10 protein-coding genes are annotated in these 14,863 nt (G+C 74.8%); 7 read left to right on the top strand and 3 right to left on the bottom strand.

Translation table 11 applies throughout. From position 1 onward, the window contains the following. The first annotated feature begins 145 nt into the window (after positions 1 to 145). Positions 146 to 721: a hypothetical protein gene (locus ACFV61_RS27915; RefSeq protein WP_380494531.1), complete on the top strand. Its 576-nt coding sequence runs from the start codon at positions 146 to 148 to the stop codon at positions 719 to 721. A 33-nt stretch (positions 722 to 754) separates the two neighbouring features. On the opposite strand, the gene ACFV61_RS27910 is transcribed toward ACFV61_RS27915, so the two are convergent. Next, positions 755 to 1,417 (bottom strand): response regulator, encoded by a 663-nt coding sequence (locus ACFV61_RS27910; RefSeq protein ID WP_380344704.1) that lies wholly within the window; start codon positions 1,415 to 1,417, stop codon positions 755 to 757. Beyond that, positions 1,414 to 2,589 (bottom strand): sensor histidine kinase, encoded by a 1,176-nt coding sequence (locus tag ACFV61_RS27905; protein WP_380494529.1) that lies wholly within the window; start codon positions 2,587 to 2,589, stop codon positions 1,414 to 1,416. The genes ACFV61_RS27910 and ACFV61_RS27905 overlap by 4 nt, the downstream gene beginning before the upstream one ends. Before the next feature lie 134 nt (positions 2,590 to 2,723). Here ACFV61_RS27905 and ACFV61_RS27900 point away from each other — a divergent pair, with 134 nt between their 5' ends. After that, a complete protein-coding gene (locus tag ACFV61_RS27900; protein ID WP_063349447.1) occupies positions 2,724 to 3,638 on the top strand; it encodes an ABC transporter ATP-binding protein in 915 nt (304 codons plus the stop codon). Continuing rightward, positions 3,635 to 4,498: an ABC transporter permease gene (locus tag ACFV61_RS27895; protein WP_380494526.1), complete on the top strand. Its 864-nt coding sequence runs from the start codon at positions 3,635 to 3,637 to the stop codon at positions 4,496 to 4,498. The genes ACFV61_RS27900 and ACFV61_RS27895 overlap by 4 nt, the downstream gene beginning before the upstream one ends. A gap of 20 nt (positions 4,499 to 4,518) precedes the next feature. Here the strand turns inward: ACFV61_RS27895 and ACFV61_RS27890 are convergent, their stop codons facing one another. Then, a complete protein-coding gene (locus tag ACFV61_RS27890) occupies positions 4,519 to 5,286 on the bottom strand; it encodes a tyrosine-protein phosphatase (protein WP_063349445.1) in 768 nt (255 codons plus the stop codon). Positions 5,287 to 5,652: 366 nt separating this feature from the next. Here ACFV61_RS27890 and ACFV61_RS27885 point away from each other — a divergent pair, with 366 nt between their 5' ends. The 4 genes from ACFV61_RS27885 (at position 5,653) to ACFV61_RS27870 (ending at position 14,758) form a co-directional block, all read left to right on the top strand. Next, positions 5,653 to 6,768 carry a PucR family transcriptional regulator gene (locus ACFV61_RS27885; RefSeq protein ID WP_380494524.1) on the top strand — a complete coding sequence of 372 codons (1,116 nt, stop codon included), beginning with the start codon at positions 5,653 to 5,655 and terminating at the stop codon, positions 6,766 to 6,768. Between the two features lie 155 nt (positions 6,769 to 6,923). Continuing rightward, the gene (locus ACFV61_RS27880; RefSeq protein WP_380494522.1) at positions 6,924 to 7,667 is read left to right on the top strand and encodes a hypothetical protein; all 744 of its coding nucleotides are present in this window, start codon (positions 6,924 to 6,926) and stop codon (positions 7,665 to 7,667) included. Positions 7,668 to 7,774: 107 nt separating this feature from the next. Beyond that, positions 7,775 to 9,793, top strand: a complete 2,019-nt coding sequence (locus ACFV61_RS27875; RefSeq protein ID WP_063349443.1) for a hypothetical protein — start codon at positions 7,775 to 7,777, stop codon at positions 9,791 to 9,793. Between the two features lie 81 nt (positions 9,794 to 9,874). Further along, positions 9,875 to 14,758, top strand: coding sequence for a DNA repair ATPase (locus tag ACFV61_RS27870; RefSeq protein WP_380494520.1), 4,884 nt, complete (start codon positions 9,875 to 9,877; stop codon positions 14,756 to 14,758). The last annotated feature ends 105 nt before the right edge of the window (positions 14,759 to 14,863 follow it).

Raw genomic sequence — 14,863 nt, 5'->3', positions numbered from 1 at the left:
CCGCCCGCGCCGCCCCCCCCCGCCGCCCCCCACTCCCCCGCGCGCCGGGGGCTCCCGCCCCCCGCGGGCGCGGGGGAACCACAGCCCGTGCACCAGTCGTCTACCTGTGTGACGAGTTCCGCCGCTGTCCGGGGAGACTAGTGCCATGGCCGTGCCCCGAACCCTCCTCGCCGCGCTGCTCTGCTGCACCGCCGCAGCCGCCCTCGCCGCCTGCACTCCCGCCGACTCCGCGCCCACCATCGCCGCCGCCTCCGCCGCCGCCGTCGCCGACGGGGCGTACGACGACGAGGACGACCTGCTGGACGACGACCTCGCCGGCCCCGAGCCCAGCATGGACACCTCCCCCTCCCCCTCCGCCGACTGCGCCACCCCGACCCCGACCGAACGCCCCGGGCACACCGTCCTCGTGGTCATCGCCACCGAGGACGGCGACGTCGCCGCCCAGCCCGCCCGCTACTCCTGCGACGAGGCCCGCTACGAGGGGACGGGGGCGCCGGCCCGCTACGGCTTCGCGACCGCCGGGGTCGAGGCCACGCTCGTCGACCACCCGCACGCCGACCCGACCAGACCCGTCCGGCTGGAGGACGTGCTCGGGCACCTGGAGGACTGCCTGGCCGAGCACGAACCCGACCCGCCGTACGGGTGCTACGGCAACGTGTACGACGTGGTGCTGGACTCGCACGGACGGATCATGCGGATCGGGGAGCTGGTCGGGCCGTGATCCGGCCGTGGACCGGCTGAGCTCGGAACCGGCTCAGGACGGGGCGACGAGGCCGAACTCGTAGGCCTGGATGACCAGGTGGACCCGGTCCCGGGCGTCCAGCTTGGTGAACAGCCGGGCCACGTGCGCCTTGGCGGTGGCCACGCTGATGGTCAGCTCCTCGGCGATCTCGCCGTTGGACAGCCCGCGGCCGACCAGCGTCAGCACCTCGCGCTCGCGGTCGGTGATCCCGTCGACCGTCGTCCGGCCGGACCGGGCGGCGGCGGGCTGCGGGCGGGCGGCGAACTCGCCGATCAGCCGGCGGGTGATGCTCGGCGCGATCAGGGCGTCCCCGGCGGCGACCACCCGGACGCCGTCGAGGATGGTCTCCAGGGCGAGGTCCTTGACCAGGAAGCCGGCCGCCCCGGCCCGCAGCGCGCCGTACACGTAGTCGTCGTCGTCGAAGGTGGTGAGGACGAGGACGTGGGTCGGCAGGCCGGGGTCGGCGGTGATCCGGCGGGTGGCCTCGATGCCGTCCATGCCGGGCATCCGGATGTCCATCACGGCGACGTCGGGGCGCAGCCGGCCGACCAGCTCCACCGCCTCGGCGCCGTTGCCGGCCTCGCCGACGACCTCCAGGTCCGGAGTGTCGGCGATGAGCACGCGCAGACCGGTGCGGATGAGCGGCTGGTCGTCGACCAGGACGACACGGATCACGGGGAGACCTCCACGGGGAGCGGCAGTCGGGCGGCGACCTGGAAGCCGCCCGCGGGGCGCGGGCCGGCGCTGAACTCGCCGTGCAGCAGGCCGACCCGCTCACGCATGCCGGCGATGCCGTAACCGGAGCCGGCGGACGGCCCGCCGGAGCCGGCGCCGAGGTCGACGACGGTGACGGCGACCTCCTCGGGGCCGTAGTCGACGGTGACCCGGCAGTCCCGGGTGCCGGAGTGCTTGACCACGTTGGTGACCGCCTCCTGCACGATGCGGTAGGCGGCGAGGTCCACCTCGGGCGGCAGCGGGCGGGGCTCGCCGAGGCGGGTGAGCGCGACCCGCACGCCCGCGCCGGCCGTCTGCTCGACCAGCCGGTCCAACTCGCCCAGCCCCGGGGCGACCTCCATCGGCGCGGACTCCGGCTCGCCCTGGCGCAGCGCCCCGAGCATCCGGCGCAGCCCGGCCAGGGTCTCCCGGCTGGTCGCCTCGATGGCGTTCAGCGCGTTGCGGGTCTCGGCGGGCTGGGTGTCCATGACCCGGCTGCCCATCCCGGCCTGGATCGCGATGATGCCGATGCTGTGGGCGACCATGTCGTGCAACTCGCGGGCGATCCGCAGCCGTTCGGCGGTGATCGCCTGCTCGGTGGCGCGGCCGCGCAGGGCCTCGGTGTGCGCCCGGCTCTGCCGGACGGTGTTGCCGACCAGCCAGGCGATCGCGGCGGTCGAGGCGAACGCGGCTTGGGCGACGAAGTCGGTGTGGTAGTCGTTCGCCACCCGCCAGACCGCCAGGGCGGCCACCAGGGCGACCGGCATCGCGGCGGCGCACAGCGACACGGCCCGGGAGCGGGTGGCCGTGCAGTAGCCGATCGCCGCCTCGGCGAGCAGCAGCTGCACCACGGCCGTCTCCTGGATCCGCATGCCGATCGTGAACGCGCACGCGGCCAGCGGGATCGCCACCGCCAGCAGCGGAAGCCGGACCAGCAGCGACGCCATCAGCGTCGTGACCACCGCGGTGACCAGCAACGGCATGTCCTCGAAGTTGCCGTTGTAGCGGAACAGGTGGGCCAGCTCGTTGCTCCGCTGGAAGCCGCGGAACGTGATGACGGCCACCCAGAACGCCGCCACCCACACGCCCGGCGGCAGGCGCCTGAACAGGGGCGGACGAGGGTTGGTGATCATCGCCCGATGGTAGCGGCGGCCCGCGCGGCAGCGCATTGGCCCGAGGGCGTAATCCCCCGGGCCAGTGCGGCCGCCGGCGGTTGTGGCCTGCGGCCCGATGCCCGTCCGGGGCCCCGGACGGCACCGTTGTCCCCGTGATCGAGATCGAGCGACTGACCAAGCGGTACGGCGCCACCACGGCCGTCGACCAGTTGACCTTCACCGTCCGGCCGGGCACCGTCACCGGCTTCCTCGGCCCCAACGGCGCCGGCAAGTCCACCACGCTGCGGATGATCCTGGGGCTGCACACCCCGACCGAGGGGTCCGTCACGGTGGACGGCGTGCCCTTCGCGGACCGGCCGCGCGGACTGCGCCACGTCGGCGCCCTGCTGGACGCCCAGGACGTGCACGGCGGGCGCAGCGCCCGGGCCCACCTGTCGGCACTCGCCCGCGGCAACCGCATCCCGCTCCGGCGGGTGGACGAGGTGCTCGCCGAGGTCGGCCTCGGCAAGGCCGCCGGGCGCCGGATCGGCGGCTACTCGCTGGGCATGAAGCAGCGGCTCGGCATCGCCGGCGCGCTGCTCGGCGACCCGCCGGTGCTGCTGTTCGACGAGCCGCTCAACGGCCTCGACCCGGAGGGCGTGCTGTGGGTGCGCGGCCTGTTCCGCCGCCTCGCCGAGGAGGGGCGGACGGTCTTCGTCTCCAGCCACATGATGGCCGAGATGGAGCACACCGCCGACCGGCTGGTGGTGATCGGCCGGGGCCGGCTGATCGCGGACGAGAGCCTGGCGGAGTTCTCCGCCCGCAACGCCGTCACCAGCGTGGCCGTCCGGGCTCCCGAACTGCCTTCGCTCGCCGAGGTGTTGCGGGCCGAAGGGGCGGCCGTACGGCAGGCGCAGGAGCCGGACGGGGCGGTGGTGACCGGGCTGCCCGCCGCCCGGATCGGCGAACTCGCCCTGCGGCACGGCCTGGTGCTGCACGAGCTCGCCACCCGTACCTCGTCCCTGGAGTCGGCGTTCATGTCGCTGACCGCCGACAGCGTCGAATACCTGGCAGGAGATGCCCGATGAGTACCGCCGCCCTCGCCCCCGCCCGCCCCCGCACCCGCCCGGCCGAGCCGCGGGCCCGGTTCGGCGACCTGCTCGCCGCCGAGTGGATCAAACTGCGCTCGCTGCGGTCCACGTACTGGGTGCTGGCGCTGGCCTCGCTGGCCGCGATCGTGGTCAACCTGAACGCCGTCCACACCGACCTGACCTACATCGACCATCCCCGCCCGCCGGTGCCCGGCTTCCCGCCGTACCGGTACGACCCGCTGTACCACGGCCTCAGCAGCATCTCCGGCGCCCTGATGGCCGTCGCGGCCGGCAGCCTCGGCGCGATCACCGTGTTCGGCGAGTACACCACCGGCATGATCCGCACCACCTTCGCCGCCGTGCCCGACCGGCGGGGCGTGGCCGTGGCCAAGGTGGTGCTGGTCGCCGGCCTCACCGCGCTCGCCGGGGCGGTGGTGTCCGCGGTGTCCTTCTTCGGCAGCAACGCCATGCTGGCCTCCCGGCACGCCGGGCTCTCCATCACCGACGAGGGCTGCCTGCGGGCCGTCCTCGGCTACGCGGCGATCGTGCCCGTCTGCGCGCTGATCGGGATGGCCCTCGGCGCCCTGCTGCGGCACGCCACCGCTTCGATCGTCTCGCTGGTCATGCTGCTGTTCATCGTGCCGATGCTGTTCGGCGGCGACCGCTACCGGTGGCTGAAGGAGATCGGCAACCACCTGCCGCTCGCCGCCGAGGGGAGGCTGACGATCAACCCCAACTCCTCGACGACGATGGGCAAGTACGCGCCGAGCGTGCTCGACTCCTGGATCACCCTGGGCGCCTGGGCGGCCGTCGCACTGGCGGCGACGGTGGTCCTGATGCGGCGGCGGGACGTCTGAGCCCGACGGAAGCCGGGGTGTCAGGCGGCCGAGGTCGCCGCGGCGGCCGCCTTGGCGCGGAAGGCTCCGAGGGTGGCGGCGGGGACGCCGCAGGCGGGGAGGAAGGCCTCGGCGCCGCCGTGGCGGGTGCGGACGCGGTCGAGGAAGACGGCCATGGCCTCCGCCGGGGCGTCGAGGAGCGGGGCGGGGATGGTGAGTTCGCGGCCTTCGGAGTCGGTGACCCGGGCGCCGCGGGCGTTGAGCGCGGTGCGGTGGCGCTCGGAGAGGCCGGCGAAGATCTGCGGCAGGGCGTCGGCGGTGCGGGCGTAGTCGGCGACGATCCGCTCGGCGGGCACGCCGAGGAGGTCCAGCAGCAGGGCGGTCAGCAGGCCGGTGCGGTCCTTGCCGGCGGCGCAGTGCAGGAGGACGGCGCCCGGGCGGGCGGCGGCCTCGACGGCCGCGGTGACGGCCTCGGGCGCGGACTCGGCCAGCAGCACGTAGTAGTCGCCGAGGTCGGCGGCGGTGGCCATGGTGCGCATCCGGGCGGCGAGGCCGTCGCCGGTGGGGTTCACCGGGGCCGCGACGACGGCTATCCCGGCGGCCTCGGCGGCGGCCCAGTCGGCGGGGTCGGTCTCGCGGGTGTCACGCAGGTCGACGATGGTGCGGATGTCGCAGGCGCGCAGCTGGGCGACGGTGGCCTCGTCGGCGGCCGGGAACGGCTGGGCGGAGCGGTACAGCACGCCGGGGCGGATCCGCCGGCCCTCGGGGTCGCCGAGGACGGCGGGGTCGCGGAAGTTGACCAGGGACATGCGCGGGGCCTTTCGGTGGGGCCGTGGGGGGAGGGGGGGCCTGACATCCAGACGTCCATCTAGACGTCTAGATGTCTAGTCCCTCCCCGGGGTGCGGAGCAAACCACGGGAGCCCGCACCCCTCCATCCCACCCCCGCCGACCGGCCCCGTCGACCGGAGGGAGGGGGACGGGAAGAAGGAGGGCGGGGAACCGGCGGTGGACGGGCGGCGGCCGAGCCGTCCCGGATGGACACGGTGATCCGGACCTCCCCTCCGGCCCGCGATAGCACCAGGTCAGCCGCCCACCCCGCACCGTTCGGCGCCGTATCGATCCTGCTAAAGTTCCGCGCCGGATCATCACGCGTCACGGGGGGCGGAGTACCGCGGTGTCCGAGGGGACCGAGCACGACATACCCACCGAACTCGCCGAGGTCTACCTCGGGCTGCTCGCCGACGCCTCCCGCACCGGGAGGCTGCTGCGCCGGGACGAACTGGAGTGCCTGCGCACGCTGGGCGAGCACTGCGCCGAGGCCGGGTACGGGCTGCGCGACGTCGTCGCGCACTGCCTGTCGGCCACCCGGCGGGCCTGGCAGACGCTGCCGGGCATCACCGCGGCAGGCGGCGTCGGGGAACTGCGCCGGATCGGCGACGCCGTGCTCGCGGCGACCGAGGCCGCACTGGCCGCACTCGGCGAGGGACACGACCGCGCGCAACGCATGGCGGTCCGCCAACAGGAGTCCGCACGGCGCGAGTTCATCGACGACCTGCTGTACGGCCGCAGCGACCTGGGCCTGCTGGCGGAGCGCGCCGAGCGGTTCGGGCTGCGGCTGGCGGGCGCGTACGCGGTGGCGGTGGCCGTCGGCGACACGCCGTACGCAGACGTCCACCCTCTGGTGCACCGGGTGGAACGGGAACTGGTCGGGCGGTTCGGCGAGCGGGACGTCCTGCTCGCCGGCAAGGACGGCCGGCTGGTGTGCATCGTCCCGGACACCGAACGCGCCGTCCTGGAGGCCTTCGCCGACCTGACGCTGCGCCCCGGCCCCGGCTACCGCCCGGTGCTGCGGGTGGCCACCGGGCGCCGGCACTCGGGGGCCAGCGGGGTGCTGCGCAGCTACGAGGAGGCGCTGGGCGCGCTCGACTACGCGGACCGGCTGGACCTGCCGGCGCAGCAGCTGAAGGCCGAGGAACTGCTGGTCTTCCCCGTGCTGATGCGCGACCGGGCGGCGATGGCCGACCTGGTGCGCAGCGTGCTGGGCCCGCTGACCGAGGCGCGCGGCGGCGCCCGCCCCCTGCTGGACACCATCGCGGTGCAGGCGGAGGCCGCGTACGTGAACGCGGAGGCGGCCCGGCGGCTGGGGCTGAGCGTGCGCACGCTCGGCTACCGGCTGGAGCGGATCAAGGCACTGACCGGCTACGACCCGTCGGACGCCCTGCAGCGGTTCACCCTGGAGACGGCGGCGATGGGGGCCCGGCTGCTCAACTGGCCGGAGCAGCCGCTGTAGACGGCGGCCAAACGCCCCCGGGCCGTGCGTTCCAGGGTGTCAAAGGGCCGTAAAGATTGCCGGATCCTGGCAATGTGCGAACGACCCCTCCGCTGTCACGATCTCCATGGCGCCGAGGTGCGGTGCCGTGGGAACAGCGGGGGAGCGTGGCCGGGATGGGGGGATTCGTCGCGGCCGCGCTGGCTTTTCCGACGGCGCTGTTCAGCTTCGCGCTGGTGGTGGTCGTCGGGTACTGGCTGCTGATGCTGGTCGGCGGCCTGGGCTTCGACGCCCTGCACGGGGGACACGGCGTCGGGCATGCCGGTCACGTCGGCCATGCCGGTCACGCGGGCGACCTGGGCCACGGTGCCGGGGGGCACGCGGCCCACGGGGGGCACGGGGGACACGGGGGCCACGGTGCCCAGGACGGGCACGGCGCCGACGGCCGGGGCGCCCACCACCACGGAGGCGTGCTGGGTGCGCTGGGGCTGGGCGGGGTGCCCGTGACGGTGGCGGTGTCGCTGCTGGTCGCGCTCGCCTGGTTCGTCAGCCTGGCCGGCACCGTCCTCACCTCGGGGGCACCGGCGCGCGGCGGCGTGTTCGCCGTCGCGCTGGTCGCCTCCTGGGCGGGCACCCGGCTGCTGGTCCGGCCGCTGTCCCGACTGTTCCCCGAGGACCGCCCGGCGACCCGGGGGGACTTCGTCGGCCGCGTCTGCGTGATCCGCACCGGCCGGGTGACGGCCGACTTCGGGCAGGCGGAGGTCACCGCCGAGGACGGCTCCACCGCGACCGTCCAGGTCCGCACGCTCACCGAGGAGCCCGGGCTGGCGGCCGGCCGCACCGCCCTGATCTTCGACTACGACGCCGACGGCGAGCACTTCCTGGTGGCGCCGTTCGACCCGGCGCTACCGGGCGACTGACTCCCCCGGGCTGCGCCTGAGGGCCGCAGGCGTCCGCTTGTTCCGCTTATCTCTCTCTCATCCGCTCGACTTCGCACCATCTCGTCATCTCGTCAAAGGACTCCGTGATGGACACCATCGCCGTGGGTTTCGGCATTCTCGTCGCCGTCGTACTGCTCATCGTGCTCGCCATGCTGCTGTTCGTGGGCCGCTTGTTCCAGAAGGTCGAGCAGGGCAAGGCGCTGATCGTCTCCCGCACCAAGAAGGTGGACGTCACCTTCACCGGCGCGATCGTCCTCCCGGTGCTGCACAAGGCCGAGTTGATGGACATCTCGGTGAAGACGGTGGAGATCCACCGCGCCGGCCGGGACGGGCTGATCTGCCGGGACAACATCCGGGCGGACATCCGGATCTCCTTCTTCGTGCGGGTGAACAAGACCGTCGAGGACGTCATCAAGGTCGCGCAGGCCATCGGCACCGCCCGCGCCAGCGACCCGTCCGCGATCCAGGACTTCTTCGCGGCCAAGTTCGCCGAGGCGCTGAAGACCGTCGGCAAGCAGCTCGACTTCACCGACCTCTACACGCACCGGCACGAGTTCCGGGACCAGATCATCGCGGTCATCGGCACCGACCTCAACGGCTACACCCTTGAGGACGCGGCCATCGACCACCTCGAACAGACCCCGATGAACCAGCTGGACTCCGACAACATCCTCGACGCCCAGGGCATCCGCAAGATCACCGAGCTGACGGCGATCGAGCACGTGCGCACCAACGAGTACCAGCGCACCGAGGAGAAGGAGATCACCCGGCAGAACGTGGACGCCCGGGAGGCCGTCCTCGAACTCCAGCGCCGCCAGGCCGACGCCGAGATCCGCCAGCGCCGCGAGATCGAGACCCTGCGGGCCACGGAGGACGCGGTGATCGCCCGGGTCCAGGAGGAGGAGCGGCTGAACGCCCAGACCGCCTTCCTCCGGACCGAGGAACTGCTCGGCGTGCAGCGCGAGAACCAGGCCCGCGAGGTCGCGGTGGCGCAGAAGAACCGCGAGCGGGTGATCGCCGTGGAGAACGAGCGGATCGAGAAGGACCGTCTGCTGGAGGTCATCGGCCGCGACCGGGAGACCGAACTCGCCACCATGGCCAAGCAGAAGGAGGTCGAGTCCCGCCGGCGGGAGGTCGCCGACGTGGTCCGCGAGCGGGTGGCGGTGGAGCGGACCGTCGCCGAGCAGGAGGAGGCCGTCAAGACGCTGCGCGCCACCGAGGACGCCGAGCGCACCCGCCGCGCGGTGATCATCCAGGCCGAGGCGCAGGCGCAGGAGAAGCTCGTCAAGGACATCAAGGCCGCCGAGGCCGCCGAGCAGGCCGCCTCGCACAAGGCCCGCGAGTCGCTGGTGCTGGCCGAGGCCCGGCAGCAGACCGCCGAACTGGACGCCACCGCCAAGATCCGGATGGCCGAGGGCATCCGGGCGGAGGCCGCCGCCGAGGGGCTGGCCCAGGTGCAGGTGCGCGAGCAGGAGGCCGCGGCGGTGGAGAAGGTCGGCCGCGCCGAGGCCGCCGTCCAGGCCGAGAAGGCGAAGGCCGCCGCGCTGGAGATCGGCGCCAAGCTGAAGGCCGAGGCCGAGGGCCTCACCGAGAAGGCCGCGGCGATGGCGAAGCTGGACGAGGCCTCGCGCGGGCACGAGGAGTACCGGCTGCGGCTGGCCGCCGAGAAGGACGTCCGGCTGGCCGGGCTGGACACCCAGCGGCAGATCGCCGAGGCGCAGGCCGCGCTGGTCGCGGCCGGGCTGGAGAAGGCGAAGATCGACATCGTCGGCGGGGACGGGGTGTTCTTCGACCGCCTGGTGCAGTCGGTGACGGCCGCCAAGAGCGTCGACGCCTTCGTCGGGCACTCGCAGACCGCCCAGGCCCTGGCCGGGCCCTGGCTCGACGGCAGCGCCAGCTTCACCGAGGACCTGACCCGGGTGCTGTCCTCGGTGTCCACGACGGACGTGCAGAACCTGACGGTGTCCGCGCTGCTGATGCGGATGATCGGCGCCGGAGGCGGCGAGCAGGCCGGGCAGCTGCGGCAACTGCTCACCTCGGCACAGAAGTTGGGGATCGCCGAGACGTCGATCGGGGCGCTGGCGTCGGTCAACGGCTCCAGGTGAACGTGAACGCCTGAGTCGCCCGAGTCGCCTGAGTACCCGATCTCCTGAGCAGTCGAGAAACTGAGTAGTTGAGGAACTGACGTGGTGGACGCCCTCGACGCCCGGCTCGACGCCGGCACCTACGAGGTCCTGCGCGGCCGACTCGCCCGGTCCGCCGCCGAACTCGCCGAACGCGCACAGGCGTTGAACGCCCGCCGGGTCGGGGAGTTCGGCGGCGGGGAGCTGCGGCTGGTCGGCACCGGCCGGCTCACCACCGGCCGGGCCTGCCTCCCGCAGGACCTCACCGCCGCCGGCGGGCTGCTCCTGCTCGGCACCCGCCCGGGCGGCGCGCCCGACACCGCCGTCTCCGCTTCCGCCATCTCCGCTTCCGCCGTCTCCGCCTCCGTTTCCGCCGGCGCCCCGGCCGAGGGCTCCCCGGGCGCCGGGCCGCTCGGGGAGGTCCTGAGCGTCCACCACCCCGACCTCACCCCCGCCCCCGCCGAGGGCACCCTGCTGGACGACCCGCGCCTGCGCCAGGACCTCGCCGACCTGCACCGCTACTTCCGCGACGCCCGGCTGGAACGACTGCGCCCCGTCGGCGGCCGCCTGCTCGCCGTCTTCCGCACCGGCCCCGCCGCCGCCGACGTCCGGGTGCTGCGCTGGCGCCCCGTCGACGACCTCGCCGACGACGGGCACCCGGCCTACCAGGACGGGCGCGGCGAACGCGACCACACCGCCGCCGACGGCCAGCAGCTCGCCTGGACCCCCCTCACCCGGGACGACCAGCTGCCCGCCGCCCCCGGCAGCCCGCCGCGCGCCGACCTCGGCGGCGAACTCCGGCTCGGCATCGACGGCGGCCGGCTGACCGTCACCGCCCCCGACGGCCGCGAACTGCACCACGAACCCCTCGCCGAGGCCCTGCAGACCCTCGCCGACGCCCAGATCGCCCACGCCCGGCTCGGCACCCTGCTGCTGGTGCGCGTGCGCCCGTACCAGGAGGAGACCGTCCGGCACCTGGTCTGCCACCTGCCCACCGGCCGGGTCACCCGGATCGACGCGCTCGGCCAGGCCTGCCTGCGGCTGCCCGCCGACCAGGGCGTGGCCTTCCCCGGCGGCTGCCACCTCGTCGACGGCACCGTGCGCAGCTACGACCAGCCGGTGGACGGCCTGGTCTACGAGCGCACCCTCGTCTCGCCCAACGGCGAGGACGTGCTGTACGAGTTCCGCTCCCCCGCCGACGGCCGCGCCCTGCTCCAGCCGTACAACAGCGTCCGCCAGGAGGCCGCCGCCCCGCTGCCCTGCCAGGGCCACGCGCTGCTCGCCGACGGCACCCTGATCGCCCTCCGCCCGGCCGAGGACGGGCCCACCCGACTGCACCCCGTCCAGCTGTGGCAGACCCCGTTCACCAGCGAGCGCCACGCCGCCGCGCAGCCGCCCGGCACCGGCCCGCTCGCCCGGATCGGCAACGCCGACCTGGTCCGTGGCCTCGCCGACTGCCTCTCCCTGGCCCGGCTCGCCGCCGCCGGCGCCGACACCCCGGCCGGTCACCAGGCCGTCCTCGCCGCCTGCACCCGCACCGCCGACCGGCACCACTGGCTGGGCCAGCCCGGCCTCGGCGACCTCGCCGCCCCGCTCGCCGAGATCCGCGACACCGCCCGGCAGGTCATCGCCGAGTACGAGGCCGTCGCCGAACTCACCGCGCACGCCGCCCGGCAGACCGAACAGGCCGCCGAACACGTCGAAGGCCTGCTGCGCACCGCCCGCGGCGAGACCCTCGCCGACGCCGCCGAATGGGTCGACCGGCTCGCCGGGCTGCGCCGCGCCCAGGGCCGGGTCGAGGCGCTGCGCGACCTGCCGCGCGCCGAGCCCGCCCGGATCGACGCGCTCGCCGCCCACCTCGCCGAGGGCCTGACCGAGGCCGCCGCCCGCGCCGTCGGACACCTCGCCGAACCCGAGGCCTTCGCCCCGCACCGCCGGCGCGCCGGCGAACTCGCCGACCGCTGCGCCGCCCTCGCCACCGCCGCCGGAGCCGAGCCGCTGGGCCTGCGGATCTCCGAGCAGAGCGAGGCGTTGCAGACCGTCTCGGAGCTCGTCGGCACCCTCGACCTGGCCGACGCCACCACCCGCACCGCCATCCTCGACCGGCTCGCCGACGTCCTCGGACTGCTCAACCGCGCCCGCGCCGCCCTCACCGTCCGCCGCCGCGACCTGCGCACCCGCGAGGCCGCCGCCGAGTTCGCCGCCGAAACCGCCCTGCTCGCCCAGGCCACCACCGCCGCGCTCGCCGCCGCCGACACCCCCGAGGCCTGCGACGACCAGCTCGGCCGACTCCTGTTGCGGATCGAGCAGTTGGAGACCCGCTTCGCCGACGCCGACCCGGCACTGGGCGAACAACTCGCCGACCGGCGCACCGGAATCCACGACGCCCTCACCGCCCGCCGCCAGCACCTGCTGGAGGAACGCGCCCGCCGCGCCGACCGGATCGCCGCCTCCGCCGAACGCATCCTCGACACCCTGCACCGGCGGCTCACCTCCCTCGACACCACGGCCGAGATCGACGCCGCCCTCGCCGCCGACCCGACCGCCGTCAAACTCCGCGACCTCGCCGCCCAGTTGACCGCACTCGGCGACCGGGTCCGGGCCGAGGAGCTGACCGGACGGCTGCGCGCCGCCCGCAGCCGCGCCCACCGAGCCCGACGCGACCGCGCCGAACTCGCCGGCGACGGCCCCGGCACCCTGCGGCTGGGCCGCCACCTGTTCGCCGTCACCACCCAGCGGCCCGAACTCACCCTCGTCCCCTGGCGCGGCCGCCCCGCCTTCACCCTCACCGGCACCGACTACCGCTCCCCCGTCACCGACCCGGCGTTCGCCGCCACCGAGCGCTACTGGGGCCGGCCGCTGCCCTCCGAGACCCCCGCGCTGTACCGGTCCGAATACCTCGCCGCCAGTCTGCTGCTGGCCGCCGAACCGGACGGGCTGGACACCCTGCGCGCCGAGGGCGACCTGCTGGAGTTCGTCCGCCGCGCCGCCGAACAGCGCCCGGACGAGGGCTACCAGCGCGGCGTCCACGACCACGACGCGGCGCTGCTGCTCCGCGCCCTGCTCGAACTCCACGCCGAGGCAGGCCTGTTGCGCCACCCGGCGGCCGCCCGGGCGGCCGCTCAGCTGTACTGGGCGCACGGCGCCGACGAGCGGCAGCGACTGGTCTGGCACACCCGGGCCCGCTCGCTCTCCCTCGCTCGCGCCCTCGCCCGGCAGGCCTTCGGCGCCGCGCCGCGGCTGGGCCTGCCGGCCGCGGCGGACCCGGCCGCGCCAGCCCCGGCCGCACCTGCGGCCCTGACCGCGCTGTCCGACCTGTCCGACGAACTGAGCTCCGCCGTCACGGAGTTCACCTCGTTCCCGCAACCCGCAGGCCCATACCTGGTGGCCGAACTCGCCGCCGCCACACCCACGTTCGCTTACGCGCCGGGGGCCGCCACCCTGCTCGACAAGTTCCACGCCGCACCCGAGTCCGCCGGTCTCACCGAAGCACTGGCCGCACTGCCCGCCGAGCCCGCACTGCTGCCCGCCCGACGCCAACTCGCCCAGGCCTGGCTGGAGTCCAGCGCCGTCGACGCCGACCCCGGCGACCTCGCCGAGGCCGCCGCCGCGCTCCTCTGCCCGTCCCTGCCGCGCCGGCCCGCCGAAGGCACCGCCACCACCCGCCTCACCGGCCTGCTCGGCGACCACCCCCGGCTCCCGGGCGGCGCGCTCGACCTGCGCCTCGACGAACTCCTTTCCCGGGTGGCGGAGTTCGCCGCCACCGAGGCCCCCGGATACCGCGCCTACCAGCGACTGCGCGCCGACCTGCTGGCCGCCGAGCACACCCGGCTACGGCTCGACCAGTACCGGCCGGCCCCGCTCAACGGCTTCGTCCGCAACCGACTCATCGACCAGGTCTACCTGCCGCTGGTCGGCGACAACCTCGCCAAACAGCTCGGCACCGCCGACGCCGGCGGACCGGTCGACCGCAGCGGCCTGCTGCTCCTGGTCTCCCCGCCCGGCTACGGCAAGACCACCCTCGTCGAGTACCTCGCCGAACGGCTCGGCCTGCTGCTGGTCACCGTCAGCGGCCCCGCGCTCGGCCACCGGGTCACCTCCCTCGACCCCGCCGAGGCCCCCGACGCCACCTCCCGCCGCGAGATCGAGAAGCTCAACTTCGCCCTGCACGCGGGCGACAACGTGCTGCTCTACCTCGACGACGTCCAGCACACCTCGCCCGAGTTCCTCCAGCGCTTCATCCCGCTCTGCGACGCCCAGCGCCGGATCGACGGGGTGTGGGACGGCGAGGCCCGCGAGTGGGACCTGCGCGGCAAGCGCTTCGCCGTCGTCATGGCCGCCAACCCGTACACCGAGTCCGGCCGCCTCTTCCGGCTGCCCGACATGCTCGCCAACCGCGCCGACGTCTGGAACCTCGGCGACGTCATCGCCGGGCGCGAGGACCTCTTCGCGCTCAGCTTCGTCGAGAACGCCCTGCCCGCCAACCCGCACCTGGCCCCGCTCGCCACCGCCGAGCGCGCCGACCTGGACACCCTGCTGGCCCGCGCCACCGGCACCCCGGGCGGCACCCTCGCGGGCGCCTGGCCCGCCGCCGAGGTCGAACGGATGACCGCCGTCCTCGCCGGACTGCTCCACCTGCGCGGCACCGTCCTCGCCGTCAACCGCGCCTACCTGGCCTCCGCCGCCCAGGACGACCAAACCCGCACCGAACCCCCGTTCCTCCTCCAGGGCTCCTACCGCAACATGGCCAAACTCGCCCAGCGCCTCGACCCGGCCCTCACCCGCCCCGAACTCGACGCCCTCCTCACCGACCACTACCGCGCCGAAGCCCAACCCCTCGGCGCCGACGCCGAAGCACAGCTGCTGAAACTGGCCGAACTCCGAGGCTGCCTCACCCCAGCCCAGGCCACCCGCTGGGAGGAGCTCAAGCACACGCGGCGGGGGTGACGGGCCCGGGGGGCCGCCCCCCGACCCCCGCGGGGGGGGCCCCCCAGGGCCGGCCCCAAGACCCCCCGCCGCGGCCGGGGCGCACAGCTCCACCCCCCAGGCGTG

The organism is Kitasatospora sp. NPDC059817 (assembly GCF_042731835.1).
GTDB lineage: Bacteria > Actinomycetota > Actinomycetes > Streptomycetales > Streptomycetaceae > Kitasatospora.
Note: the sequence above shows the minus strand (reverse complement) of the source record. Positions and strands in the feature narration are given on the sequence as shown.